The organism is Verrucosispora sp. WMMA2044, from assembly GCF_027497155.1.
GTDB lineage: Bacteria > Actinomycetota > Actinomycetes > Mycobacteriales > Micromonosporaceae > Micromonospora > Micromonospora palythoicola.
In genome coordinates, this window is the sequence record NZ_CP114913.1 from 1,197,245 (window position 1) to 1,219,551 (window position 22,307).

Genomic DNA, 22,307 nt, shown 5'->3' on the forward strand with positions numbered 1-22,307 from the left:
TCACGGCCTCCGCGGCTCGAAGGGGGCCCGGCCGTTACCGCTCGGTGGCCGGGTGTCGTAGGGCGAGCGCTTGCGGTCGTGCGGCAGCGGCAACCGGTGCACCAGGTCGGCGACGATCGCGTCGGTGGTACGCCGGGCGAGCTGGGCGTCGGCCGTGGGGATGATCCGGTGTGCCAGCACCGGCACGGCGAGCACCTGGAGATCGTCGGGCAGGACGTAGTCACGCCCGTCGAGGGCGGCCACCGCGCGGGCGGTGCGCAGCAGTTGCAGGGTGCACCGGGGAGAGGCGCCCAGGCGCAGGTCGGGTGACTCGCGGGTGGCGGTGACCAGGTCGACCGCGTACTGCTTGACCGCGTCGGCGACGTGCACCTGCCGGACGTGACCGATCAGCCGGCGTACGGTGTCGGCGTCGGAAACCGGCCGCAGCCCGGACAGCGGGTCCAGCGCCCCGTGCCCGTCGAGCATGGCCAGCTCGGCGGTCGGGTCCGGGTATCCCATGGCGATGCGGGCGGTGAACCGGTCGCGCTGCGCCTCCGGCAGCGGGTAGGTGCCCTCCATCTCGATCGGGTTCTGGGTGGCGATCACCATGAACGGCGTCTGCAACTGGTACGTCACGCCGTCGACGGTGACCTGCCGTTCCTCCATGCACTCCAGCAGCGCGGACTGGGTCTTCGGCGAGGCCCGGTTGATCTCGTCGCCGACCACCAGGTTGGCGAAGACGGCACCCGGGCGGAACTCGAAGTCGTGGGTCTCCTGGTTGTAGACGCTGACCCCGGTGACGTCGCTGGGCAGCAGGTCCGGTGTGAACTGGATGCGGCGCACCGAGCAGTCGATCGACCGGGCCAGGGCCTTGGCCAGCTTGGTCTTGCCGACGCCGGGCACGTCCTCGATGAGCAGGTGACCCTCGGCGAGCAGGACGGCCAGCGCCAGCCGCACGGTCGCGGTCTTGCCCTCGATGACCTGTTCGATGTTGGTAACGATCGCGTCACTGGCGGCGCGGAACTCGTCGTACGGCAGCAGACCGCCAACGTCGTCCCAGGTCTGTTGTGTCACGGGCCTCCTCCTCGTCGCCGTCACGGCAGCTCTCTACAAGAGCACCTGGCCCCGCCGTTTCGTTCGCGACGTACGAGCCTCATGTGCCGCGGCAATCTCACTGGCCTCTCAGGCTAACCATGTTTGTCGTCAACGCCGACCGCCGCAGGTGTTTGAGCGCTTACGCAGTGATTTGTCATTTACGCAGCGCATGTCGTCGGTTATGCCGGGTAAGCGGCGTCGAATCCGCCTGCCCGGACGGGAGGACATGACGAGGTGATCCTCGCCGCCGCGCTCGCCTGGCAGGTCGGCCTGGCGGCCTGCGTACCGCTGCTGGTGCGGCGCTTCGACCGCAACGCCGGGTATCCGCTGGCCGCCGGCTACCTCGCCGGGGCGGCACTGTTGCTCAGCCGGTTGCCGGTGATCCTCGACGACCGGGAGGTCGCCGTGGCGTGGCGGTGGCTGCCCGGACTGGAGGTCCACGCCGCGCTGCGGATGGACGCACTGGGGTTGGTCTTCGCGTTGCTGGCCCTGGGTGTGGGCGCGCTCATCATGGCCTACTGCCCCCGCTACCTCGACGGCACCGAGGTGGAGCAGGAGCGGGTGTACGTCACGATGACCCTCTTCGCCGCCGCGATGCTGGGCCTGGTCCTCGCCGACGACCTGCTGGTGCTCTTCGTCTTCTGGGAACTCACCTCGATCCTCTCCTTCGTCCTGATCGGGCAGGGCGGCCGGCCGGCGGCGACCGGGCCCGCCGTGCGGGCGTTGCTGGTCACCGTCGCCGGCGGTCTGGCGCTGCTGGCCGCGATCGTGCTGCTGGCGGTGCACCTCGGCACCACCAGCCTGGACACCGTCGTGGCCGAGCCGGAGCGGCTGAACGGCGGACCGGCCTGGGTGGTGGCGACGCTGGTGATCGTCGCGGCGTTCACCAAGTCCGCGCAGCTGCCGTTCCATTTCTGGCTACCCGGCGCGATGGTGGCGATCACGCCGGTGAGCGCGTACCTGCACGCGGCGACGATGGTGAAGGCCGGTATCTACCTGCTGATGCGCTTCTCGGCGGTGTTCGCCGGCTCCTGGACGTGGAACGGCACACTGATCGCCGTCGGGCTGCTCACCGCGATCCTCGGCGCGCTGCTCGCGCTGCGTCAGTACGACCTGAAGGCGCTGCTGGCGTACTCGACGGTCAGTCAGCTCGGCCTGCTGGTCGGGGTGATCGGCGTCGGTACCCCGGCCGCCGACGCGGCGGCGATCCTCTACACCGTCGCCCACGCGCTGTTCAAGGCGACCCTGTTCATGCTGGTCGGCATCATCGACCATCAGGCGGGCAGCCGTGACGTGCGGGAGCTGGGCGGACTGCACCGGGTGATGCCCGCGACGGTCTGGCTCACCGTGCTGGCGGCGATGTCGATGGCCGGCCTGCCGCCGACCATCGGCTTCGTCGGCAAGGAGGCGATCTTCGAGGCCCTCGGCGGGGCCTACGGCGGACGATGGCTGGGCTGGTGCGCCGCCGGGCTCGGGGTGCTCGCCTCGGTGCTCACCTTCGCGTACGCGGCCCGTCTGGTGCACGGGATGGTGGAGGGACCGACCCGGCAACGCCAACTGCGCGAGCCGTCCTGGGCGTTTCTCGCCCCGGCTGCGGTGGCCGCGCTGGTGGCGACCGCGCTCGGCCCCACGGTGGCCGTGCTGAGCCCGCTCGTGGAGCGGGCCGCGACCGACGCGCGTCCGGAGGGTACGCCGCCCTACCTGGCGTTCTGGCACGGCTTCACCCCGGCGTTGGGGCTGAGCGTGCTCACCGTGCTGCTGGGCGTGTTGATGTTCCTCGGCCGGGTCCGGGTGGACCGGTGGCTTCGGGCCGTACCCACCGCACCGCCGTTCGCCGCGTTGTTCGAGCGGGCCCGACAGGCGGTGCTGCACGCGGGCTCGATCGTCGCCCGGGGCGCGCACGCGCCGGGCCCGGCGCCCTACCTGGCCCGGCCGCTGCTGGCGGCGGTGATCCTGGCCGCGGTCGCCGCGGTGGCGCTGCCCGACGTCCCGGCCGGCCTCGGCGGTGACCCGGCCCGCCCCGGTGACTGGCTGCTGCTGGGGCTGCTCGTGACGGCCCTCGCCGGGTTGCTGGTGGTGCGCTCCGCGCTGGCGGCGATCGGACTCACCGGGGTGGTGGGGCTGCTGCTGTCGACGTGGTTCCTGACCCTCGGCGCACCGGACGTGGCGTTGACCCTGATGCTGGTGGAGGTGCTGACCGCGGTGGTCGTCATGCTGGCGCTGCGGCAGCAGCCGCGCCGGCTCGCCCCCGTCGGTCGACGCTTGTCGGTTTCCGGCGCGGCCCTGCTCGCGGTCGTCACGGGTGGCGCGGCAGCCGCGGGCACGGCGGTGCTGACCGGGCGCGACCGGCTGTCCGAACCCGGCCGGTGGTACCTCGACCGGGCGGAGGAACTGACCGGCGGCGCCAACGTCGTGAACACCATCCTGGTGGATTTCCGGGCCCTGGACACCCTCGGTGAGGCGGTGGTGCTCGCGGTGGTGGCACTCGGGCTGGTCCGGCTCGCCGCCGGTCGGCCGGTCGAGCCGGCCAGGACCGAGCCCGCCGGCGAGGACCTGGTGCTCGGTCTCGCCTACCGGGTGCTCGCGCCGGTGATGCTGACCGCCTCGGCGGTGCTGTTCCTCCGTGGACACGAGGAGACCGGCGGCGGCTTCATCGGGGCGCTGCTGGCGGGTACCGCCGTCGGGCTCGGTCAGTTGGCGCACCCCGGCGGGGCGCCGCTGCTGGGCCGCCTCAGGTCGGCTCCGCTGGTGGCGACCGGGCTGCTGACCGCGACGGTCGCCGCGCTGGTGCCGCTCGCCGCAGGTCGGTCGCTGCTCGCGCCGCTCGCCCTGAGCACACCGGATCCGTTGCCGTCGCTGTCCACGTCGCTGCTGTTCGACCTCGGGATCTACCTGATGGTCCTGGCGCTGGTGGTGGCCGCGGTGCGGCGCCTCGGGGTGCCGCCGGCCCAGCCGGCCGACCTGCCGGAGACCGGAGGTGCCCGGTGAGCGCCGCGTTCGTGGTCGGCGTCCTGGTGGCCGCCGGAGTGTTCCTGCTGCTGCGGCCGGGTCTGCTGCGCGTGGTACTGGGCTTCGTGCTGCTCGGCCACGCCGTCAACGTGGTGCTGCTATCCGCCGGCGGACTCGGCCGGCGGACCGCGGCGCTGGAGGAGGTGGGCCCGGACACCGCCGACCCGCTGCCGCAGGCGTTCGTGCTGACCGCCATCGTGATCACCTTCGGGATCACCATCCATCTGCTCGGCCTGCTGCGACGCGGCGCCGGCGGGCCGGCCAGCGGTGCGGATCCCATGGACGACGACAACGACGACGACGGCGACGCCGAGTCCGACGGCGACGGCACCGGTGGAGCGGGCAGGCCCGGCACCACGGGGCGGCGGCGGTGAGTGCTCTTCTCCTGATCCCGGTGGTCGGACCGCTGCTGGCCGCCGGGGCGCTGCTCGCCCTGCCGAACCGCCCCGGCACGCATCGGGTCGGCGCCTTCGCCACCATGACGGTGGTGCTGGTGGCCGGCCTGGTCCTGCTGGTGCGGACCAGTGGGGGCGCGCTGGCCGTGCTGCGCGTCGGTGGCTGGCCCGGACCGATCGCCATCGGCCTGGCGGCGGACGCGCTCAGCGCCCTGCTGGTCACGGTGACGGCGCTGGTGGTGCTCGGCTGCCTCGTCGCCGCCGTCGGCTCCGGAGACGACCGTCGTCCGTACTTCCTGCCGTTGGTGCTGGTGCTCACCGCCGGGGCCGGCGGCGCGTTCCTCACCACCGACCTGTTCAACCTCTTCGTGCTGATCGAGGTCATGCTGGTGCCGTCGTACGTGCTGTTGAGCCTGGCCGGCGGGGTCGGGCGCGGCGGCGCGGGACGGGTGTACGTCGCCACCAACCTGCTCGGCTCCACCCTGCTGCTGGCCGGGGTGGCTCTGGTCTACGGCACCACGGGAGTGGTCGGGCTGGGTGAGCTGGCCGGCGCGGCACGCGACGAACCGACGGTCGCGGTCGCCTGCGGTGTGGTGCTGCTCGCCCTCGGCGTCAAGAGCGCACTGGTGCCGCTGCACGACTGGCTGCCGCGCACCTATCCGGTGGCCTCGCCGGTGGTGGTGGCGCTCTTCTCCGGGCTGCTGACCAAGGTCGGTCTCTACGCGGTGATCCGGATCTACGCGGTGGTCTACGGCGGTGATCCCGGATACCGCTGGCTGCTCGGCGCGGTGGCGCTGCTGTCGATGGTGGTCGGCGTGCTCGGTGCCGTGGGCGAGAACTCGATGCGGCGGATCCTGACCTTCCACATGGTCAGCCAGCTCGGCTACGTCCTGCTCGGCGTGGCCCTGTTCACCGCCGTCGGCCTGGCCGCGGCGGTCTACTACCTGGCCCAGTACATCCTGGTGAAGGCGGCGTTGTTCCTGTGCGCGGCGGCGGTACGTGCCGGCCGGGGTACCGACCGGCTCGACGGCTCCGGCGGTCTGGCCGGGCAACGTCCCGCGCTCGCCCTGGCCTTCGCCGGGGCGGCGCTGTCGCTGGCCGGCCTGCCGCCGTTCTCCGGGTTCCTGGCGAAGTTCCTGCTGCTGCGGGCCACCGCGGAGTCCGGTGCCTGGCTGGCCATGGTGGTCGCGGTGCTGGTCAGCCTGGTCACCCTGCTGTCCATGCTGAAGATCTGGAGCGCGCTGTTCACCGGCGATCCGCCGGCCTCGTCGACCGTGGCCCGGCGGATCGGACCGACGCTTGTCGGCCCGCCGCTGGCACTGGCCGGTCTCTCCCTGGCGGCCGGGTTGGCGGCCGCACCGCTGCTGGTCCTCGCCGACACGGCGGCGGCCGGGCTGCGCGACCCGGCGGGCTACGTACGGGCGGTGACCGGCCGATGAGCAGCCACACGATGACGATTCCCCGCCGCACGGCGGTGCGGGTCCGACGCGTCCTGCGGTTCGCCGGCTACTTCGCCGTCCGGCTGGTCCAGGCGAACCTCGCGGTGGCCTGGGAGATCCTCACGCCGGGTTCCCGGCTGGCGCCCGCGGTGGTGCGGGTGCCGCTGCGGGCGGCCACCGACACGGAGGTGGCGGCGGTGGCGCTGGCGGTGAGCCTGACCCCGGGCACGCTGACCCTGAGCGTGCAGGGTGCACCCACCGCCGCACTGTGGGTGCACGGCATGTACGCCGCCGACCCGGTGGCGTTCCGGCGGGCGGTGACCGACCTGGAGTGGCGGCTGCTGGCCGCGCTGCGCCCGGCCGCCCACCCGGACGGTCCCGACGCCGGTCGTACGGAGGTGGTCCGGCGGTGACGATGATTCTGCTCGACGCGGTGCTCGTGGTCCTCGCCGGCTCGATGACGGTGGTGATCGTCCGGCTGGTGGTCGGTCCGACCGACGCCGACCGGGCGGCCGCACTGGATCTCGGCTTCTTCGTCTTCCTGGCGGCCCTGGCGGTGCTCGCCGCCCGGCTGCACGCCCCCGACCTGCTCGACCTGGTGCTGACCGGCACCCTCGTGAGCTTCCTCGCGACGGTGGCGATGGCCCGGCTGGTGCACCGGAGGCAGCGATGATCCGGATCTCGGTGGCCTCGGCGCTGCTGCTGCTCGGCACCGCGCTGATCGCGATCAGCGCGGTCGGCCTGATCCGCCTGCCGGACGTCTACCACCGGATGAACTCCGTGGCCAAGGCGGCCAGCCTCGGGGTGAGCTGCGTGCTGCTCGGCGTGCTGCTGCTGATACCCGGCTGGCGTACCGCGGTGGTGGTCCTGGCCGCCGTCGGGCTGCAACTGTTCACCGCACCGATCGGCGGCTACGCGCTGGCGCGGGCCGCCTACCGGTCCGGGGCCCCGCTGGCACCGGTCACCCGCTACGACGAACTCGGCGGCCGGGCCGGCGAGGGTGGCGACGAGCAGCCCCGCGACCCGGTCTGAGGGGTGGTCGACGGCGGCCACCCGCCACGCGCGGTACACTGCCGGACATGGCCGGAGTCTTCCTGCTTCTTATCGGGCCGTGCTGATGCGCTGAACGCGCGACAGCACGGCGGCCCCTCCTGCGTGAGGGGCTTTTTCGTGCCCGCCGCCGGCCCGCGACGGGCCGCCGAGGCAGATCCGAGACCAGCCAGCACTCCGACAGACTCCGCCGAGCGACGCGAGGAGAAGGCCATGACCGAGGCAGACGTCCCACCGTTCCGGTACACCGCGGCACTGGCCGACGAGATCGAACGCCGCTGGCAGGACCGTTGGGAACGGGAGGGTGCCTTCCACGCGCCGAACCCGTCCGGCCCGCTGGCCGACCCGGGCCACCCGCGCTCCGGTGCCGAGAAGCTGTACGTGCTGGACATGTTCCCGTACCCGTCCGGAGCCGGACTGCACGTCGGGCACCCGCTGGGCTACATCGGCACCGACTGCTTCGCCCGCTACCAGCGGATGGCCGGCCGCAACGTGCTGCACGCGATGGGCTTCGACGCGTTCGGGCTGCCGGCCGAGCAGTACGCGGTGCAGACCGGCACCCACCCGCGGACCACCACCGTGGCCAACATCGACCGGTACCGGGCGCAGCTGCGCCGGCTGGGACTGGCCCACGACCAGCGGCGTTCGGTGGCCACCATCGACACCGACTTCTACCGCTGGACCCAGTGGATCTTCCTGCAGATCTTCAACTCCTGGTACGACCGGGAAGCCGGCCGGGCCCGGCCGATCAGTGAGCTGATCGCCGAGTTCGCCGGGGGCGTGCGGCGGACCCCGGACGGCCGGCCGTGGGCCGAGCTGTCGGCCGCCGAGCGGCGCGCCATCGTCGACGACCACCGCCTGGCGTACGTGTCGCAGGCGCCGGTCAACTGGTGCCCGGGGCTGGGCACGGTGCTGGCCAACGAGGAGGTCACCGCCGACGGCCGCTCCGAGCGGGGCAACTTCCCGGTCTTCAAGCGCAACCTGAAGCAGTGGATGATGCGGATCACCGCGTACGGTGACCGGCTGCTGGACGACCTGGACAAGCTGGACTGGCCCGAGCCGATCAAGCTGATGCAGCGCAACTGGATCGGCCGGTCGCAGGGTGCGCACATCGACTTCCCGACTCCGGCGGCGGCGATCCGGGTGTTCACGACCCGGCCCGACACCGTCTTCGGTGCCACCTACATGGTGCTGGCCCCGGAGCACGAGCTGGTCGACACGCTGGTGCCGGCGGCCTGGCCGGCGGACACCCGGGACGCGTGGACCGGCGGGCACGACAGCCCGCGGGAGGCCGTCGAGGCGTACCGCAAGGCGGCGGCGGCCAAGACCGACGTGGAGCGGCAGGCCGAGACGAAGGAGAAGACCGGCGTCTTCACCGGTGCGTACGCCACGAACCCGGTCACGGGTGGGCAGATCCCGATCTTCATCGCCGACTACGTGCTGGCCGGCTACGGCACCGGCGCGATCATGGCGGTGCCGGCCCAGGACGAGCGGGACTGGGAGTTCGCCGAGGTCTTCGAGCTGCCGATCGTGCGTACCGTGCAGCCGTCGGAGGGCTTCGACGGCAAGGCGTACACCGGGGACGGGCCGGCGATCAACAGCGCCGCGCCCGAGCGCGGCCTGGACCTGAACGGCCTGGGCGTGGCCGACGCCAAGGCCCGGATCATCGCCTGGCTGGAGGAGACCGGCAACGGCCAGGGCGCGGTGACCTACCGGCTGCGGGACTGGCTGTTCAGCCGGCAGCGCTACTGGGGCGAACCGTTCCCGATCGTCTACGACGCCGACGGCGCGGCCGTGGCGCTGCCGGAGGAGATGCTGCCGGTCGAGCTGCCCGAGGTCGACGACTTCTCCCCGCGCACCTTCGACCCGGAGGACGCGAACAGCAACCCCGAGACGCCGCTGTCGCGCCGCCGGGACTGGGTCGAGGTCGAGCTGGACCTGGGTGACGGCCCGAAGCGCTACACCCGGGAGACGAACGTGATGCCGCAGTGGGCCGGCTCCTGCTGGTACGAGCTGCGCTACCTGGATCCGACCAACGGCGACCGGTTCGTCGACGCGGACAACGAGCGGTACTGGATGGGCCCGCGTGGCGAGGGCGACTGCGGCGGCGTGGACCTGTACGTGGGCGGCGCCGAACACGCCGTGCTGCACCTGCTGTACGCCCGGTTCTGGCACAAGGTGCTGTACGACCTGGGCCACGTGTCGTCGTTCGAGCCGTTCCGCAAGCTGTTCAACCAGGGCTACATCCAGGCGTACGCCTACACCGACGCCCGGGGCGCGTACGTGCCGGCGGAGGAGGTCGCCGAGCGCGACGGCGGCTTCTTCCTGGGCGACGTCCAGGTCAACCGCGAGTACGGCAAGATGGGCAAGTCCCTGAAGAACGTGGTCACCCCGGACGAGATGTGTGCCGCCTACGGCGCAGACACGTTCCGGGTGTACGAGATGTCGATGGGCCCGCTGGAGGTGTCCCGCCCGTGGGAGACCCGGGCGGTGGTCGGCTCGTACCGGTTCCTGCAACGGGTCTGGCGGGCCATCGTCGACGAGCGCACCGGCGAGTCCCGGGTCACCGACGACCCGGCCGACGAGCAGACCCGGCGGCTGCTGCACAAGGTGATCGACGGTGTCCGGGGCGACATGGAGCAGATCCGGTTCAACACCGCGATCGCCAAGCTGATCGAGCTGACCAACGGGGTGACCCGGCTGGCGGGTACCCCCCGCGAGGTGGCCGAGCCGCTGGTGCTGATGGTCGCGCCGTTCGCTCCGCACGTCGCCGAGGAGCTGTGGCAGCGGCTGGGCCACGCCACCTCGCTGACGTACGCGGACTTCCCGGTCGCCGACCCGGCGCTGCTGGTCGCCGAGACGGTCACCTACCCGGTGCAGATCAACGGCAAGGTCCGGGCCCGCATCGAGGTCCCCGCCGACGCAGGCGAGACCGACGTCCGGCAGGCCGCCCTGGCCGCCGTCGCCGGCGTGCTGGCCGACAAGGAGCCCCGCAAGGTAATCGTCATCCCCACCCGCATGGTCTCCATCGTCCTGTAGCCGCGCCCTTTCTCGTTGATCATGAGGTTGGCGGCAGGCTGAAGATCAACTACTGCCATCAACCTCATGATCAACCTATCGCCGCCTACGAGGCCGGCCTGGTCACCCCACCCCGCTGGCCCCCACCGGTTTGTCGCCAGGGGAAGAAATGGGCTGGTTGGGTGGGGAGTTTGGTCAGGGGAGGGGGCGGCGGAGGCGGCGTTCGGCGCGCCACCAGCGGGCGAGCAGCACGGCGCTGGCGATGAACCCCAGGGAGGCCGGGGCGGCGGCGAACCAGCTGATCCCGCCAGGGCTGGTCACGGCGGCGCCGACCGCCGCGTAGCCGAACGCGGTCGGCGCGGAGGCGATCACGCTGCCGACGAGGAACGGCAGCACCCGCGCGCCGGTGGTGCCGTAGCCGTAGCTGACCAGGCCGAATCCGGAGATCGGCAGCAGCCGTACGGTGACCACGCCGAGCACGCTCTGCCGGGTGAACCAGCGGTCGAGGCGGGCCAGCCGACCCCGGACGCGTTCGGCGACGAATTCCCGACCCAGCACCCGACCCACGGCGAAGCCGATCGCCGCCGCCAGCAGTGCGGCGCCGAGCGCGTACGCGGCACCTTCCAGGGCACCGAAGATCGCGCCTGAGGCGAGCGTGATGAAGGTGCGGGGGACCAGCGCCACCAGCAGCAGTGCCCCGCCGAGCACGCCGGCCACCGGAGCGAGCCGTCCCATCCGGTCGGCCAGGTCCGGCAGCGCGGTCGGTTCGGGGTGCGGCACCAGCAGCAGTGCCACCGCGAAGGCGGTGAGCAGGAGCAGCAGCAGCGCGAACCGGGTGGCCGACGGCGTCGCGGCGACCAGCAGGCGGCGCCACCCGGCGGGCGGTGGGCCGACCGGTGGGGTGTCGGGCTGCGGCGGGCCGGCTGCGAGGTCGCCCGACCGGCTCGCCCGCAGCAGTCGCCTCCGCAGCTTGCGGATCATGCCCGGGCGGTGGCCACCGCGGTCCGGCGTTCGGCCCGCAGCCGGTCGGCCCAGGTGTCGTCGAGCGGGGGCAGGTGCTGCGCGCCGGTCGCCCAGCGCAGCAGCAGGTCGGCCAGGGCCGGGTTGCGGGCCAGCGCCGGGCCGTGGGAGTACGTGCCGAGCAGCTTGCCCCGCCAGGCTCCCTCGGTGGCGCCGTCGTTGCCGACCCCGGCGGTGACCCGGGCCAACGGTGAGACGCCGGGGCCCAGGTGGGTACGGCCACCGTGGTTCTCGAACCCGGTCAGCGGCGGCAGGCCGAGGCGGGCGTCGATGTCGCCGGCCAGTTCGCCGACGGCCCGGCTGGGGCCCCGGTCCGAGGAGAGGTCGAGCAGTTCCAGGCCCTGGTACTGGGTGCCCTTGGCGAAGAACGAGGTGCCCAGCAACTGGTAGCCGGCGCAGACGCCGAAGACCACCGAACCCTGGGCCACCGCCCGGTGCAGGCCACCGTCGGCTAGCAGTCGTTGCGCGCCGAGCGCCTGCGGGCCGTCCTCCCCGCCCCCGATGAGGTAGATGTCGGCCGTGGTGGGCAGCCGCTCGTCGGAGCGGACCTCCAGCACCTCGACCGGGAATCCGCGCTGCTGGGCCCGGCGGGCCAGGATCAGGGCGTTGCCCCGGTCGCCGTACGTCGACAGCAGGTCCGGGTAGATCCAGACGATGCGCAGGGTCTCAGTTGACACGATCCAACTCCGCTCGGATGTCCTGGAACGCGGTGTAGTTCGCGATGACCTCCAGCCGACCCGGCGGTACCGCTCGGACGGCCTCGTCGAAGGTGCGTACGTACTGGAAGGGCACGTCGTTGACCTCCAGCCGTACGGCCAGGTCGTACGCCCGGTCGCCGGTGATGAGCACCAGCCGGCCGCGTAGCGGTGCGAAGTCGACGTCGAAGAGCCAGGAGGTGTCCAGCCCGTCGGGGTCCCGGGCGTTTATGGACAGCAGCGTCGGCGCCTCGTCGGCCATGTCGAACGCCTCCAGCCAACTGGCCGGGTTCTTGGCCAGCAGCAGCCGCACGGTGCGACCGTCCCGGACGACCTGGGCGTAGCGTCCGGCCACCGAGGTCACGTCGCCGAGGCGGGGGACCGCGTCGAAGGGGCGTACGCCGAACTCGGCGGCGACCGCCAGCGCGGTCGCCGCGTTGCCGATGTTGACCTTGCCGGGAAGCTGGAGTTTGACCTTGTACCAGGCGCCGGTCGGGTCGACGACGCCCTCCTCGTCCACGGTCCACTGCGGCTCCGGCCGGCGTAGCGCGCAGCCGGTGCACCACCACTGCTCGCCGGAACGCTGGATGGTGGAGCCGCATTCGGGGCAAACCCAGGAGTCGTCGTGCCAGCGCTGCCCGGCGGAGAACCAGGTGACGTGCGGCGGGGTGATCCGCTGGTCGTGGGAGGCCGGCGGGGTGGCGGCCCAGACCACCATCGGGTCGTCGGCGTTGGCGACCACGCGGATGTCCGGGTGCCGGGCCAGCGCCGCGCGCCAGAGCTGCGCCATCATGGCGACCTCCTTGGCCCGGTCCAGCTGGTCGCGGGAGAGGTTGAGCAGCGCCACCACGTGCGGGTCGGTCGCCTCGATCACCTGGGCGAGGTAGTGCTCGTCGACCTCCAGCACGGCGTACGGCGTGCTGCCGGCCTTGGCCAGCGCGGAGGTGTGCCCGGTGGGCATGTTGGCGCCGAACGAGTTGGTGGCGACCCGGCCGAGCACCCCGACGGCCGCGGCGGCGAGCCGGGTGGTGGTGGTCTTGCCGTTGGTGCCGGAGATCAGCGCGATGGCCCGTCCGGCGGAGAGGTGGGCGAGCAGTTCGGGGTCGATCTTCAGGCCGAGCCAACCACCGATCACCGAGCCGTCGCCCCGGCCCGCCGCCCGGGACAACGCCGCGGCGGTCCGTGACACGGAGCTGGCCACCTTCGCCCGCAGGGGCATCTTCGCGTCCGTCACGCGAGCGAGGTTACCGGACCAGCGGACCCGCGAGATCGGCACCGACGGCGATCCGTTCGGCTCGGCGCGGCCGGCGCCCGGTCGGATGACCCTCGGCCGGACGGAGTCGATCTATGTCGGAAAGCGGACCCGCCCGGGGGCGCCGCGCGGCCCTCCACTCCGCTCCACCCCGGCTGACGTGCGGTTTTGTGGCGACGCGCGACGCGCCACGCGGTCGAATCTGGTTGCGAGTGGAGGGAAGTGGAGTAGAGTGGGGCGCATTGGTGGGGCCGGGAGGGGCCCACCGGCCCGGGGGGTCAGCGGCGCGCGAACGCCGCTCAAGGGCGAGGGGGTTGGGCCGATGTTTCTCGGCACCCACACTCCGCGCCTGGACGACAAAGGCCGGTTGATCCTTCCGGCGAAGTTCCGGGATGAGCTGGCGGGGGGTGTCGTGATCACCAAAGGGCAGGAGCGCTGCCTCTACGTCTTCCCGACGCCGGAGTTCCAGCGGATCGCGGAGCAGTTGCGCGCGCAGCCGATGACGCACAAGGCGGCCCGGGCCTACAGCCGGGTGTTCTTCGCCAGCGCGCACGACGAGGTGCCGGACAAGCAGGGCCGGGTGACCATCCCGGCGCACCTGCGTACCTACGCGGGGCTCGACCGGGACCTGGTGGTCATCGGTGCGAGCACCCGGGTGGAGATCTGGGACAAGGTCGCCTGGGAGACCTACCTCGCCGAGAGCGAAGACGACTTCGCCGACATCGAGGAAGGGGTGCTGCCCGGCGGTCTGTAGGGCGTGGCGACGCCCGGCGTACTGCGAGATCTCCAGCCGCTTTCGAGTTCCTGGCATCCCTTCCCCGGTGCCAGGCGCACGATCCGACCCTCCGGGCCGCGGCCCGACGGGCGGGCGGAGAGCGGATGGGGATCTGGCGGTACGACGGCACGGCGTCGTCCGACGAACAGGGCGCGGATACACAACCGGTTCAACCAGTGGGGGTCGACATGGGGGAGCTACGCGGCACGCACGTGCCGGTGCTGCTCGAGCGGTGTCTCGAGCTGCTGGCCCCCGCACTGGGCCGGGGTGGGCGCACCGTGCACGTCGACGCGACGTTGGGTCTCGCCGGCCACGCCGAGGCGGTGCTGCAGGCCCATCCGGAGACGGTGCTGGTGGGCCTGGACCGGGACACCGAGGCGCTGGCCCACGCCAGGGTCCGGTTGGCCCGGTTCGCCGACCGCGTCCATCTGGAGCACGCCGTCTACGACGAGTTGCCCGAGGTGCTCGACCGGCTGGGATATCCGTCCGTGGACGGGGTCCTGTTCGATCTCGGTGTCTCCTCGTTGCAGCTCGACGCGCCCGACCGCGGGTTCGCGTACGCGCAGGACGCGCCGTTGGACATGCGGATGGACCAGACCCGGGGGGTGACCGCCGAGGAGGTGGTCAACACCTACCCGCACCCGGACCTGGCCCGGGTGCTGCGGGTCTACGGCGAGGAGAAATTCGCCGGGCGGATCGCCTCGGCGATCATCCGGGAGCGGGAACGCGGCCGGATCACCTCGTCGGCGCGGCTGGCCGAGCTGGTCCGGGAGTCGATTCCGGCACCAGCCCGGCGAACCGGGGGACACCCGGCAAAGAGAACGTTTCAGGCTTTACGGATCGAGGTAAACAGAGAACTGGCAGCGCTGGAGACGGCGCTGCCGGCCGCTCTGGACCGGCTCGCCGTCGGCGGTCGCCTGGTGGTCCTGTCCTACCACTCGCTGGAGGACAGGCTCACCAAGCAGGCGCTCGCCGATCGGGTCCGCAGCACGGGCCCGATCGACCTCCCGGTCGAACTGCCCGGGTCAGAGCCGACGTTCCGGCTGCTCAGCCGGGGCGCGGAACTGCCTGGGGAGGTGGAGGTCACCGCGAATCCGCGGGCCGCTTCGGTGCGCCTGCGGGCCGCGGAGCGGATCGACCCGCAGGCACGGCAACGGGGGCGTACCGACCGCGAACGGTACCGCCGCCGGGTCAAGGCGATGCACCAACCGGGGACGGCGTCGACCACGGAATCCGGTCCGGATCCGCGGCGGGCGCCGGGGGACACCACGGACGAAGAGGGGGAGGGGACATGAACGTAGACAAGCGTCGGGACATCGCCGGCGCCGGGCAGCGCGCACCGCGGTCGGGGGGCCGGATCGCGGCGGAGCGGACCCGGGGAGCGGGCGACGGTGCTCGGCGGACGGACCGGGTGAACCGGTCGGCGGAGACTCGCGCCCGGGGGGCGCGCGAGTTCCCGACCCAGGGCAGCGCGGCGCTGCGTCCGGTGGAGCGGGTCGCCGTCGCGGCCGAGCGGTCGGAGTCGCCGCAGCTGCGGGTCGCCCCGCCGCCGCCGGTGCGGGTGCCGCGGGCACCGTTCGCCGCGCTGGTGGTGGTGCTGGTCGTCGGCGGGGTGCTGGGCATCCTGGCGGTCAACACGAAGATCAACGAGAACGCCTTCCGGCTCGACGAGCTGCAGCAGCAGCAGGCCAAGCTCGATGTGGAGCAGCAGCAGCTGAAGAAGCAGATCGCCGAGTCCGAGTCGCCGGGCAACCTCGCCGCGCAGGCCCGCAAGCTGGGGCTTGTCGAGTCGGGTGAGCCGGCGTACATCCGGCTGCCGGACGGCAAGGTGATCGGGGTGCCGCAGCCGGCCGGTGGCAAGCTCTCCATCGCCAGCCAGCAGGGCGGGCAGGGGTAGGCCGTGCCACCGAGGTCCGAGGAACCGCGCCGGGACGCCGAAGGCTCCCGGCGCGGTTCGTCGCGTGGCGGCGGGCAGCGGAGTTCACCGCCCCGCCCGGCCGGTGAGCGGGACGTGACGCCGGGTCTGGGCGGCATCTCCGACGCCCGCGCCTACACGCCGCGGGGCCGCTCCGTCCGCGAGGGTGGCGCGGCCGCCGGCACCGGACGCGCCGAGCAGCGGCGTACCCCGCGCAGCAGCCGGTCGCAGGATCCGTTCCGGCCGGCGCTACAGGTCCTCGACGGTGGTCGGGTCACCGCCGGCCGGGCCGCCGGCCGACCGGGTGGCGCGGCCCGCCGTGACGGTGGCGCGGCCCGTGCCACCGTGACCCGTACCGTCACCGACCGCACCCCGCGCGACGAGCCCCCGGCCACCGCCCCCCGACGACGGGTGACCAATCGGGACCCGCGTCGCGGGGACCGCACGCCGCCGCGCCGACCGTCGCGCCAGCGACCCCGACCGCCCCGGCTGGCCGACCCGGGGCGCCGGCTGCGCCTGGGTACCGCGTTGACCCTGGCCCTCTTCGTCGCCGTCGGCGTGCGGCTGGTCGTGCTCCAGACCGTCGACACCCCGGCGTACGCCGACGGCGGGCTCGCCGACCGCATCACCACCGTGCCGCTGCCCGCGCCGCGGGGCGCCATCTACGACCGTTCCGGCGAGGCCGCCCTGGCGCACAGCGTCGAGGCTCGGTACGTCTACGCCGACCCGACCCGGGTGGAGGACATCGCGGCGACCGCGCGGGCGCTCTCCCCGCTGCTGGGCATTCCGGCCTCCGAACTGGCCGAGAAGATGAAGCCCCGCAAGCGGATCAACGGCGTCGACTCGCAGTTCGAGTACCTCGCCCGGGGGGTGGACATCGGCCGCGCCAAGGAGATCATGGCGCTCAAGCTGCCCGGCATCGGCACGGACCGCGACGAGCGGCGCGAGGTGCCCGGCGGGGATCTCGCCGCCAACCTGATCGGCTTCACCAGCCCGGACATGGTCGGGTTGGAGGGCCTGGAGGCGCGCTTCGACGACCTGCTGCACGGCGAGGACGGCCAGCGGGTCTTCGAGGTCGGCCTCGGCGACCTGGCCGCCCCCATCCCCGGCGGCTACAGCAGCACCACGAAGGCCAAGCCGGGCAGTTCGCTGGTGCTCACCATCGACCGTGACCTGCAGTACATGGTGCAGCGCATCCTCAGCGAGCGGATGCAGCAGGTGCAGGGCAGCACCGGCGCCGCCGTGGTGTTGGACGCGCGCACCGGCGAGGTGCTGGCGCAGGCCAGCCACCCCACCTACAACGCGGCGAAGCCCTTCCCGAGCGAGCCGACCGACCGGGAGGACGCCGCCACCAGCTTCATCGTCGACCCGGGCTCGGTGCACAAGCCGATCACGTTCGGCGCCGCCCTGCAGGAAGGCGTCATCACCCGGGACACCTCGTTCCCGGTGGCCAACGCCATCCGCAAGGGCGACACCTGGTTCCGCGACACCCACCAGGCGAACGGGCGACGGATGAGCGTGGCCGGCATGATGGCGTACTCCTCGAACGTCGGCACCATCCAGATCGCCGACAAACTCGGCCCGGACCGCCTGCTCGACTACCAGCGACGCTTCGGCCTGGGCAAGCCGACCGAGGTCGGGATGCCCGGCGAGGCGAGCGGGCGGCTGCTCCTCGTGCAGGAGTGGAGCGGGTCGTCGCACGGCTCGGTGCCGATCGGGCACAGCGTGGACGCCACCCCGTTGCAGATGGCCGCCGCCTACGCGGCGATCGCCAACGACGGCACCTACATCCAGCCCCACCTGCTGAAGGAGACGATCGCCCCGAACGGGAAACGGACCCCCGGGCCGGAGCCGGAGACCCGGCAGGTGCTCAGCTCGGACAATGCCGCCGCCCTGCGTACGATCATGGAGGCGGTCACCACGGTCGACGACGCCACCGGCCTGGCCGCCGCGGTCCCCGGCTACCGGGTCGCCGGTAAGACGGGCACCGGCTGGCGGTTGGTGGACGGCAAGAAGCAGCCCGGCGAGGTCGCCTCGTTCATCGGGATGGCCCCGGCGGAGAACCCGCGCTACGTCATCGCGGTCTTCGTGCACAGCCCCAGCGGTGGTGGCGGTCAGATCTCGGCACCGGCCTTCCGCGACATGATGACCTTCACCCTGCGCCACCACCGGGTACCGCCGTCGACCGAACCGGCGCCGACGTTCACCGTCTTCCCGTAGCCACGACCTGCGGTTCGACTCCATGAGACGGAGATTCAGGCGCGCCGTGCGGTCGGGAGCGGGCGACCGGGTAGGGTCTGACGCCGTGCGCGGCAATCCTCGTCCCCGTTCCGTGACCGGAATCCGGCTCGGTGACCTGGCCGCCCGGCTCGCCGTGGCGTCCCCGACCAGTGCCGACCCGATGGTGACCGGGGTGACCCACGCCAGCGGCGAGGTCCGCCCCGGCGATCTGTACGCGGCCCTGCCCGGCGCCCGACGGCACGGCGCGGAGTTCGCCGCCGACGCGGCGAACGCCGGCGCGGTCGCGATGCTCACCGATCCGGCCGGCGTCGAGCGGGCCGCCGACAGCGGGTTGCCGGCCCTGGTGGTGGCCGACCCCCGCGCGGCGCTCGGCACGCTCGCCTCGGCCGTCTACGGCGATCCCACGGCCGGGCTGACCGTGATCGGCGTGACCGGCACCGCCGGAAAGACCTCCACCGCGTACCTGATCGAGTCGGGGCTGCGCGCCGCCGGCCATGTCACCGGCCTGATCGGCACCGTGGAGACCCGCCTCGGTGACCTGGTGATCGACAGCGTGCGGACCACGCCCGAGGCCACCGACCTGCACGCCATGCTGGCCGCCGCCGCCGAGCGCGGGGTGACCGCCGTGGTCATGGAGGTCTCCAGCCACGCCCTGGCGATGGGCCGGGTCGGCGGGGTGCGGTTCACCGTCGGCGGCTGGACCAACTTCGGCTCCGACCACCTGGACTTCCACGCCGACGCCGAGGACTACTTCGCCGCCAAGGCCCGACTGTTCGACGGCCGGTGTGCCGTCGAGGTGCTCAACCACGACGACCCGGCGCTCAAGGCGCTGTTCAAGCCGGCCACGGTCAGCTTCTCCGCGCTCGGGGACCGGGCCGCCAGCTGGTGGGCCGACGAGCAGACCGGCGAGGGGTACGCGCAGCGGTTCACCGCACACGGTCCGGACGGACTGGCGCTGCCCGCCCGGGTGGCGCTGCCCGGCCGGCACAACGTGTCCAACGCCCTGCTGGCCATCGCCAGCCTGGTGGCCGCCGGGGTCGACCCGGCGACGGCCGCCGAGGGCGTGGCCGCCTGCGGCGGCGTGCCGGGGCGGCTGGAGTCGGTGGGCGTGGCCGGTGGGGTGCGCGGGGTGGTCGACTACGCGCACAAGACCGACGCCGTGGTGGCCGCGCTGGCCGCGCTGCGGGAACTCAGCACCGGCCGGCTGATCTGCGTCATCGGGGCCGGCGGCGACCGGGACCGGGGAAAACGGCCGGCGATGGGTGCCGCCGCCGCGGCCGGTGCCGACCTGGTGGTGGTGACCGACGACAACCCCCGCACCGAGGATCCGGCGGCCATTCGTGCCGAGGTGCTGGCCGGTGCGCACCGGGCCGCTGCGCCGGCCCAGGTCACCGAGGTCGGCGGTCGCCGCGCGGCGATCGACGAGGCGGTGCGGCTGGCGGCACCGGGTGACGTGGTGGCCCTGCTCGGCAAGGGTCACGAGCGGGGCCAGGAGATCGCCGGTGAGGTGTACCCGTTCGACGACCGGACCGAACTCGCCGACGCGCTGCGGAGCCGCTTCGGGGATCTGGAGGGGCAGTGATCACGCTCAGCCTGGCCGAGGTGGCCTCGGCGGTCGACGGACGGCTGGTCGCCGCCGATCCCGCCGCGCAGGTCACCGGCAGCGTGGAGTTCGACTCCCGCAAGGTCACCTCCGGTGGGCTCTTCGTCGCCTTCGACGGCGAGAAGGTGGACGGCCACGACTTCGCCGCCGCGGCGGTGGCCTCCGGTGCGGTGGCGGTCATGGGTACCCGTGAGGTGCCCGGCGTGCCGATGATCGTCGTGGCCGACCCGTTGACCGCGATGGGCCGGCTGGCCCGCGCGGTGGTGGATCGGCTGCCCGGGCTCACCGTGATCGGGCTGACCGGTTCCTCCGGCAAGACCACCACCAAGGACCTGATCGCCCAGTTGACCGCCCGGCTCGGCGAGACGGTGGCGCCGCCCGGGTCGTTCAACAACGAGCTGGGACACCCTTACACGGCGTTGCAGGCCAGCCCGACCACCCGCTACCTGGTGATGGAGAAGGGCGCCCGGGGTATCGGCCACGTGCGGTACCTGTGCGAGGTCGCGCCGCCGCGTATCTCCGTGGTGCTCAACGTCGGGGTGTCACACATCGGCGAGTTCGGTTCGCAGGAGAACATCGCGCTGGCCAAGGGCGAACTGGTCGAGGCGCTGCCGGCCGACGGCCTGGCGGTGCTCAACGCCGACGATCCGCTCGTCGACGCGATGGCCGCCCGGACGACGGCCCGGGTGGTCCGTTACGGCGAGTCGGCGCACGCCGACGTGCGGGCCGTGGACGTGACGCTGGACGAGCGGGGACGGGCCGCGTACACCCTGGTCACGCCGGAGGGCACGGCGCCGGTGCGACTCGGGCTGACCGGCCGGCACCAGGTCTGGAACAGCCTGGCCGCCGCGGCCGTGGCGCGGGAGCTGGGCATGCCGCTGGCCGAGCTGGCCATCGCGCTGGGCGCGCTCGGGCTGGTCTCCACCCGTCGGATGGACGTCTTCGAGCGCACCGACGGGGTCACCGTGATCGACGACTCCTACAACGCCAACCCGGCGTCGACGGCGGTGGCGCTGCGGGCGCTGGACGGCCTCGGCGCGGGACGGCGTACCGTCGCGGTGCTCGGCTACATGGCCGAGTTGGGTGAATTCGAGGCGCAGGGACACGCCGAGGTGGGCCGACTCGCGGCCGAGCTGGGTGTGGACCGGTTGCTCGTGGTCGGCGAGGCGGCGGCGCCGATCCACCACGGGGCGACATCGGTAGGTGACTGGGGAGGAGAGTCGGTGCTGCTCACCGATCAGGCGGCGGCCGTCGAGGTGCTGCGCAGCGAGCTACGACCGGGCGACGTCGTCCTGGTCAAGGGCTCCCGGTACCGGACCTGGGAGGTGGCCGACGCGCTGCGCGTCGACGCCGCCGGGGACGGCGACGGTACCTCGGCGTCGGCCGGAGGTGGCGCCGCGTGAGAGCGGTCATCGTGGCCATCGGGGTGGCCTTCCTCGTCTCGCTGTTCTGCACCCCGATCGCGATCCGGGTCTTCACCCGGCTCAAGGCCGGCCAGCCCATCCGGGCCGAGGGCCCGCAGATGCACCAGGGCAAGAAGGGCACGCCGACGATGGGCGGCGTGGTGTTCATCCTGGCCACCGTCATCGCGTACGTGGCCGGTCACCTCGCCCTGACCACGCTGCCCGACGCGCAGATCGCCCAGGTCGAGCCGACCATCACGGCGCTGGTGCTGCTGGGGCTGATGGTCTTCTGCGGTGCGGTCGGCTTCATCGACGACTTCCTGAAGGTGCGCAAGCGGCACAGCGGCGGCCTGAGCGCCCGGGGCAAGCTGCTCGGGCAGATCCTGGTCGGCGCGGTGTTCGGGGTGGTCGCGCTCTGGTTCCCGTCCACCATGACCGACGCCTCCGGCGCGGTGACCAACACCGAGACCGTCGGCAGCACCACGCTCAGCTTCATCCGGGACATCCCGGCGCTGGACGTCACCAAGATCGGTGCGGTGATCATCTTCATCTTCGTGGTGATGGCGGCGACGAACGGCGTCAACCTCACCGACGGACTCGACGGGCTGGCCACCGGGGCCTCGGTGATGGTGCTCGGCGCGTACGCGGTGATCGCCTTCTGGCAGTACCGCCACTGGTGCGCCGACCCGGCGTACACCGCGAATCCGGACAACTACTGCTACACGGTCCGGGACCCGCTGGAGATCGCGCTGATCGCCGGGGCGGCGGCCGGGGCCTGCGTCGGCTTCCTGTGGTGGAACACCTCGCCGGCCCGGATCTTCATGGGCGACACCGGAGCGCTCGGTCTCGGCGGCCTGATCGCCGGCATGGCGATGTCGACCCGGACCATCCTGCTCCTGCTGATCATCGGTGGCCTGTTCGTGATCATCACGATGTCGGTGGTGATCCAGATCATCTCCTTCAAGACCACCGGCAAGCGCGTGTTCCGGATGTCGCCGTTGCAGCACCACTTCGAGTTGGCCGGCTGGAGCGAGGTCAACATCGTGGTCCGCTTCTGGATCATCGCCGGCATCGGCGTCGCCATCGCCCTCGGCCTCTTCTACAGCGACTTCCTGGCCAACATGGGCTGACCCACGCCAGCCTGAACGTGTTGATCAAGAAGTTCGGGTCGGAGATCCGCCGGATTCCGACCCAAACTTCTTGATCAACGCTATGGGGGAAGTGTTGGCGGGACTGCGGAGGGTGGTCGGCGCAAGTGCGACACGCCGACCGGGGCGTACCGCCCCGGTCGGGTGCCGGTAGCGGCGATGATGGCGCTGTGGGGGAGGCGCTAGGAGACGACGTGGCAGTGGGGCGGAGCCCGGCCGGCAGCCCGGCGCGTCCGGAGGTGTCGGTGACCGCGGCTACCGGACGGGTCG

At 72.6% G+C, this 22,307-nt stretch carries 18 protein-coding genes; 14 read left to right on the forward strand and 4 right to left on the reverse strand.

What is annotated here, in order from left to right:
- The gene (locus O3597_RS05520; protein WP_164449198.1) at positions 1–1,053 is read right to left on the reverse strand and encodes a MoxR family ATPase; all 1,053 of its coding nucleotides are present in this window, start codon (positions 1,051–1,053) and stop codon (positions 1–3) included.
- A 255-nt stretch (positions 1,054–1,308) separates the two neighbouring features.
- Between O3597_RS05520 and mbhE the strand changes: the two genes are divergently transcribed.
- The 7 genes from mbhE (at position 1,309) to leuS (ending at position 10,006) form a co-directional block, all read left to right on the forward strand.
- Positions 1,309–4,062, forward strand: coding sequence for a hydrogen gas-evolving membrane-bound hydrogenase subunit E (gene mbhE / locus O3597_RS05525; RefSeq protein ID WP_281603420.1), 2,754 nt, complete (start codon positions 1,309–1,311; stop codon positions 4,060–4,062).
- A complete protein-coding gene (locus O3597_RS05530) occupies positions 4,059–4,457 on the forward strand; it encodes a sodium:proton antiporter (protein ID WP_281603421.1) in 399 nt (132 codons plus the stop codon). Before mbhE ends, O3597_RS05530 begins: the two co-directional genes overlap by 4 nt.
- On the forward strand, positions 4,454–5,917 hold the full coding sequence (locus O3597_RS05535) for a proton-conducting transporter membrane subunit (protein WP_281603422.1): 1,464 nt from the start codon (positions 4,454–4,456) through the stop codon (positions 5,915–5,917). The genes O3597_RS05530 and O3597_RS05535 overlap by 4 nt, the downstream gene beginning before the upstream one ends.
- Positions 5,914–6,330: a Na+/H+ antiporter subunit E gene (locus O3597_RS05540; RefSeq protein ID WP_281603423.1), complete on the forward strand. Its 417-nt coding sequence runs from the start codon at positions 5,914–5,916 to the stop codon at positions 6,328–6,330. The genes O3597_RS05535 and O3597_RS05540 overlap by 4 nt, the downstream gene beginning before the upstream one ends.
- A gap of 2 nt (positions 6,331–6,332) precedes the next feature.
- Positions 6,333–6,590, forward strand: coding sequence for a monovalent cation/H+ antiporter complex subunit F (locus tag O3597_RS05545; RefSeq protein ID WP_164449352.1), 258 nt, complete (start codon positions 6,333–6,335; stop codon positions 6,588–6,590).
- A complete protein-coding gene (gene mnhG / locus O3597_RS05550) occupies positions 6,587–6,949 on the forward strand; it encodes a monovalent cation/H(+) antiporter subunit G (RefSeq protein ID WP_164449194.1) in 363 nt (120 codons plus the stop codon). Before O3597_RS05545 ends, mnhG begins: the two co-directional genes overlap by 4 nt.
- Before the next feature lie 231 nt (positions 6,950–7,180).
- Entirely contained in the window at positions 7,181–10,006 is a 2,826-nt protein-coding gene (leuS, locus tag O3597_RS05555; RefSeq protein ID WP_281603424.1) for a leucine--tRNA ligase, read from the forward strand.
- Between the two features lie 174 nt (positions 10,007–10,180).
- Here leuS and O3597_RS05560 read toward each other — a convergent pair whose 3' ends face one another.
- The 3 genes from O3597_RS05560 to O3597_RS05570 are packed head-to-tail and all read right to left on the reverse strand — an operon-like array spanning position 10,181 to position 12,919.
- Entirely contained in the window at positions 10,181–10,966 is a 786-nt protein-coding gene (locus O3597_RS05560) for a VTT domain-containing protein (RefSeq protein WP_348650331.1), read from the reverse strand.
- Complete coding sequence (locus O3597_RS05565) at positions 10,963–11,682, reverse strand: glutamine amidotransferase (protein WP_164449191.1); 720 nt, start codon at positions 11,680–11,682, stop codon at positions 10,963–10,965. Before O3597_RS05565 ends, O3597_RS05560 begins: the two co-directional genes overlap by 4 nt.
- On the reverse strand, positions 11,672–12,919 hold the full coding sequence (locus tag O3597_RS05570) for a MurT ligase domain-containing protein (RefSeq protein WP_164449351.1): 1,248 nt from the start codon (positions 12,917–12,919) through the stop codon (positions 11,672–11,674). The genes O3597_RS05565 and O3597_RS05570 overlap by 11 nt, the downstream gene beginning before the upstream one ends.
- A 355-nt stretch (positions 12,920–13,274) precedes the next feature.
- Between O3597_RS05570 and mraZ the strand changes: the two genes are divergently transcribed.
- The 7 genes from mraZ to mraY all read left to right on the forward strand — a co-directional run bounded on the left by mraZ (position 13,275) and on the right by mraY (position 22,019).
- Positions 13,275–13,706, forward strand: coding sequence for a division/cell wall cluster transcriptional repressor MraZ (gene mraZ, locus O3597_RS05575; protein WP_137781340.1), 432 nt, complete (start codon positions 13,275–13,277; stop codon positions 13,704–13,706).
- 209 nt (positions 13,707–13,915) lie between these two features.
- Positions 13,916–15,022 carry a 16S rRNA (cytosine(1402)-N(4))-methyltransferase RsmH gene (gene rsmH / locus O3597_RS05580; protein WP_164449350.1) on the forward strand — a complete coding sequence of 369 codons (1,107 nt, stop codon included), beginning with the start codon at positions 13,916–13,918 and terminating at the stop codon, positions 15,020–15,022.
- A complete protein-coding gene (locus O3597_RS05585; protein ID WP_281603425.1) occupies positions 15,019–15,624 on the forward strand; it encodes a septum formation initiator family protein in 606 nt (201 codons plus the stop codon). Before rsmH ends, O3597_RS05585 begins: the two co-directional genes overlap by 4 nt.
- Before the next feature lie 3 nt (positions 15,625–15,627).
- A complete protein-coding gene (locus O3597_RS05590; RefSeq protein WP_281603426.1) occupies positions 15,628–17,862 on the forward strand; it encodes a penicillin-binding protein 2 in 2,235 nt (744 codons plus the stop codon).
- A 22-nt stretch (positions 17,863–17,884) separates the two neighbouring features.
- A complete protein-coding gene (locus O3597_RS05595; RefSeq protein WP_281603427.1) occupies positions 17,885–19,465 on the forward strand; it encodes a UDP-N-acetylmuramoyl-L-alanyl-D-glutamate--2,6-diaminopimelate ligase in 1,581 nt (526 codons plus the stop codon).
- Positions 19,462–20,889: a UDP-N-acetylmuramoyl-tripeptide--D-alanyl-D-alanine ligase gene (murF, locus tag O3597_RS05600; RefSeq protein WP_281603428.1), complete on the forward strand. Its 1,428-nt coding sequence runs from the start codon at positions 19,462–19,464 to the stop codon at positions 20,887–20,889. The genes O3597_RS05595 and murF overlap by 4 nt, the downstream gene beginning before the upstream one ends.
- A complete protein-coding gene (gene mraY, locus O3597_RS05605; RefSeq protein ID WP_099844714.1) occupies positions 20,886–22,019 on the forward strand; it encodes a phospho-N-acetylmuramoyl-pentapeptide-transferase in 1,134 nt (377 codons plus the stop codon). The genes murF and mraY overlap by 4 nt, the downstream gene beginning before the upstream one ends.
- The last annotated feature ends 288 nt before the right edge of the window (positions 22,020–22,307 follow it).

What these genes read in the sequence shown, in the direction of transcription:
- O3597_RS05540 (WP_281603423.1), top strand. Translation starts at nt 5,914, where the DNA reads ATGAGCAGCCACACGATGACGATTCCCCGCCGCACGGCGGTGCGGGTC.
- O3597_RS05545 (WP_164449352.1), top strand. Translation starts at nt 6,333, where the DNA reads ATGATTCTGCTCGACGCGGTGCTCGTGGTCCTCGCCGGCTCGATGACG.
- mnhG (WP_164449194.1), top strand. Translation starts at nt 6,587, where the DNA reads ATGATCCGGATCTCGGTGGCCTCGGCGCTGCTGCTGCTCGGCACCGCG.
- leuS (WP_281603424.1), top strand. Translation starts at nt 7,181, where the DNA reads ATGACCGAGGCAGACGTCCCACCGTTCCGGTACACCGCGGCACTGGCC.
- O3597_RS05560 (WP_348650331.1), bottom strand. Translation starts at nt 10,966, where the DNA reads ATGATCCGCAAGCTGCGGAGGCGACTGCTGCGGGCGAGCCGGTCGGGC.
- O3597_RS05570 (WP_164449351.1), bottom strand. Translation starts at nt 12,919, where the DNA reads ATGCCCCTGCGGGCGAAGGTGGCCAGCTCCGTGTCACGGACCGCCGCG.
- mraZ (WP_137781340.1), top strand. Translation starts at nt 13,275, where the DNA reads ATGTTTCTCGGCACCCACACTCCGCGCCTGGACGACAAAGGCCGGTTG.
- rsmH (WP_164449350.1), top strand. Translation starts at nt 13,916, where the DNA reads ATGGGGGAGCTACGCGGCACGCACGTGCCGGTGCTGCTCGAGCGGTGT.
- O3597_RS05585 (WP_281603425.1), top strand. Translation starts at nt 15,019, where the DNA reads ATGAACGTAGACAAGCGTCGGGACATCGCCGGCGCCGGGCAGCGCGCA.
- O3597_RS05595 (WP_281603427.1), top strand. Translation starts at nt 17,885, where the DNA reads ATGAGACGGAGATTCAGGCGCGCCGTGCGGTCGGGAGCGGGCGACCGG.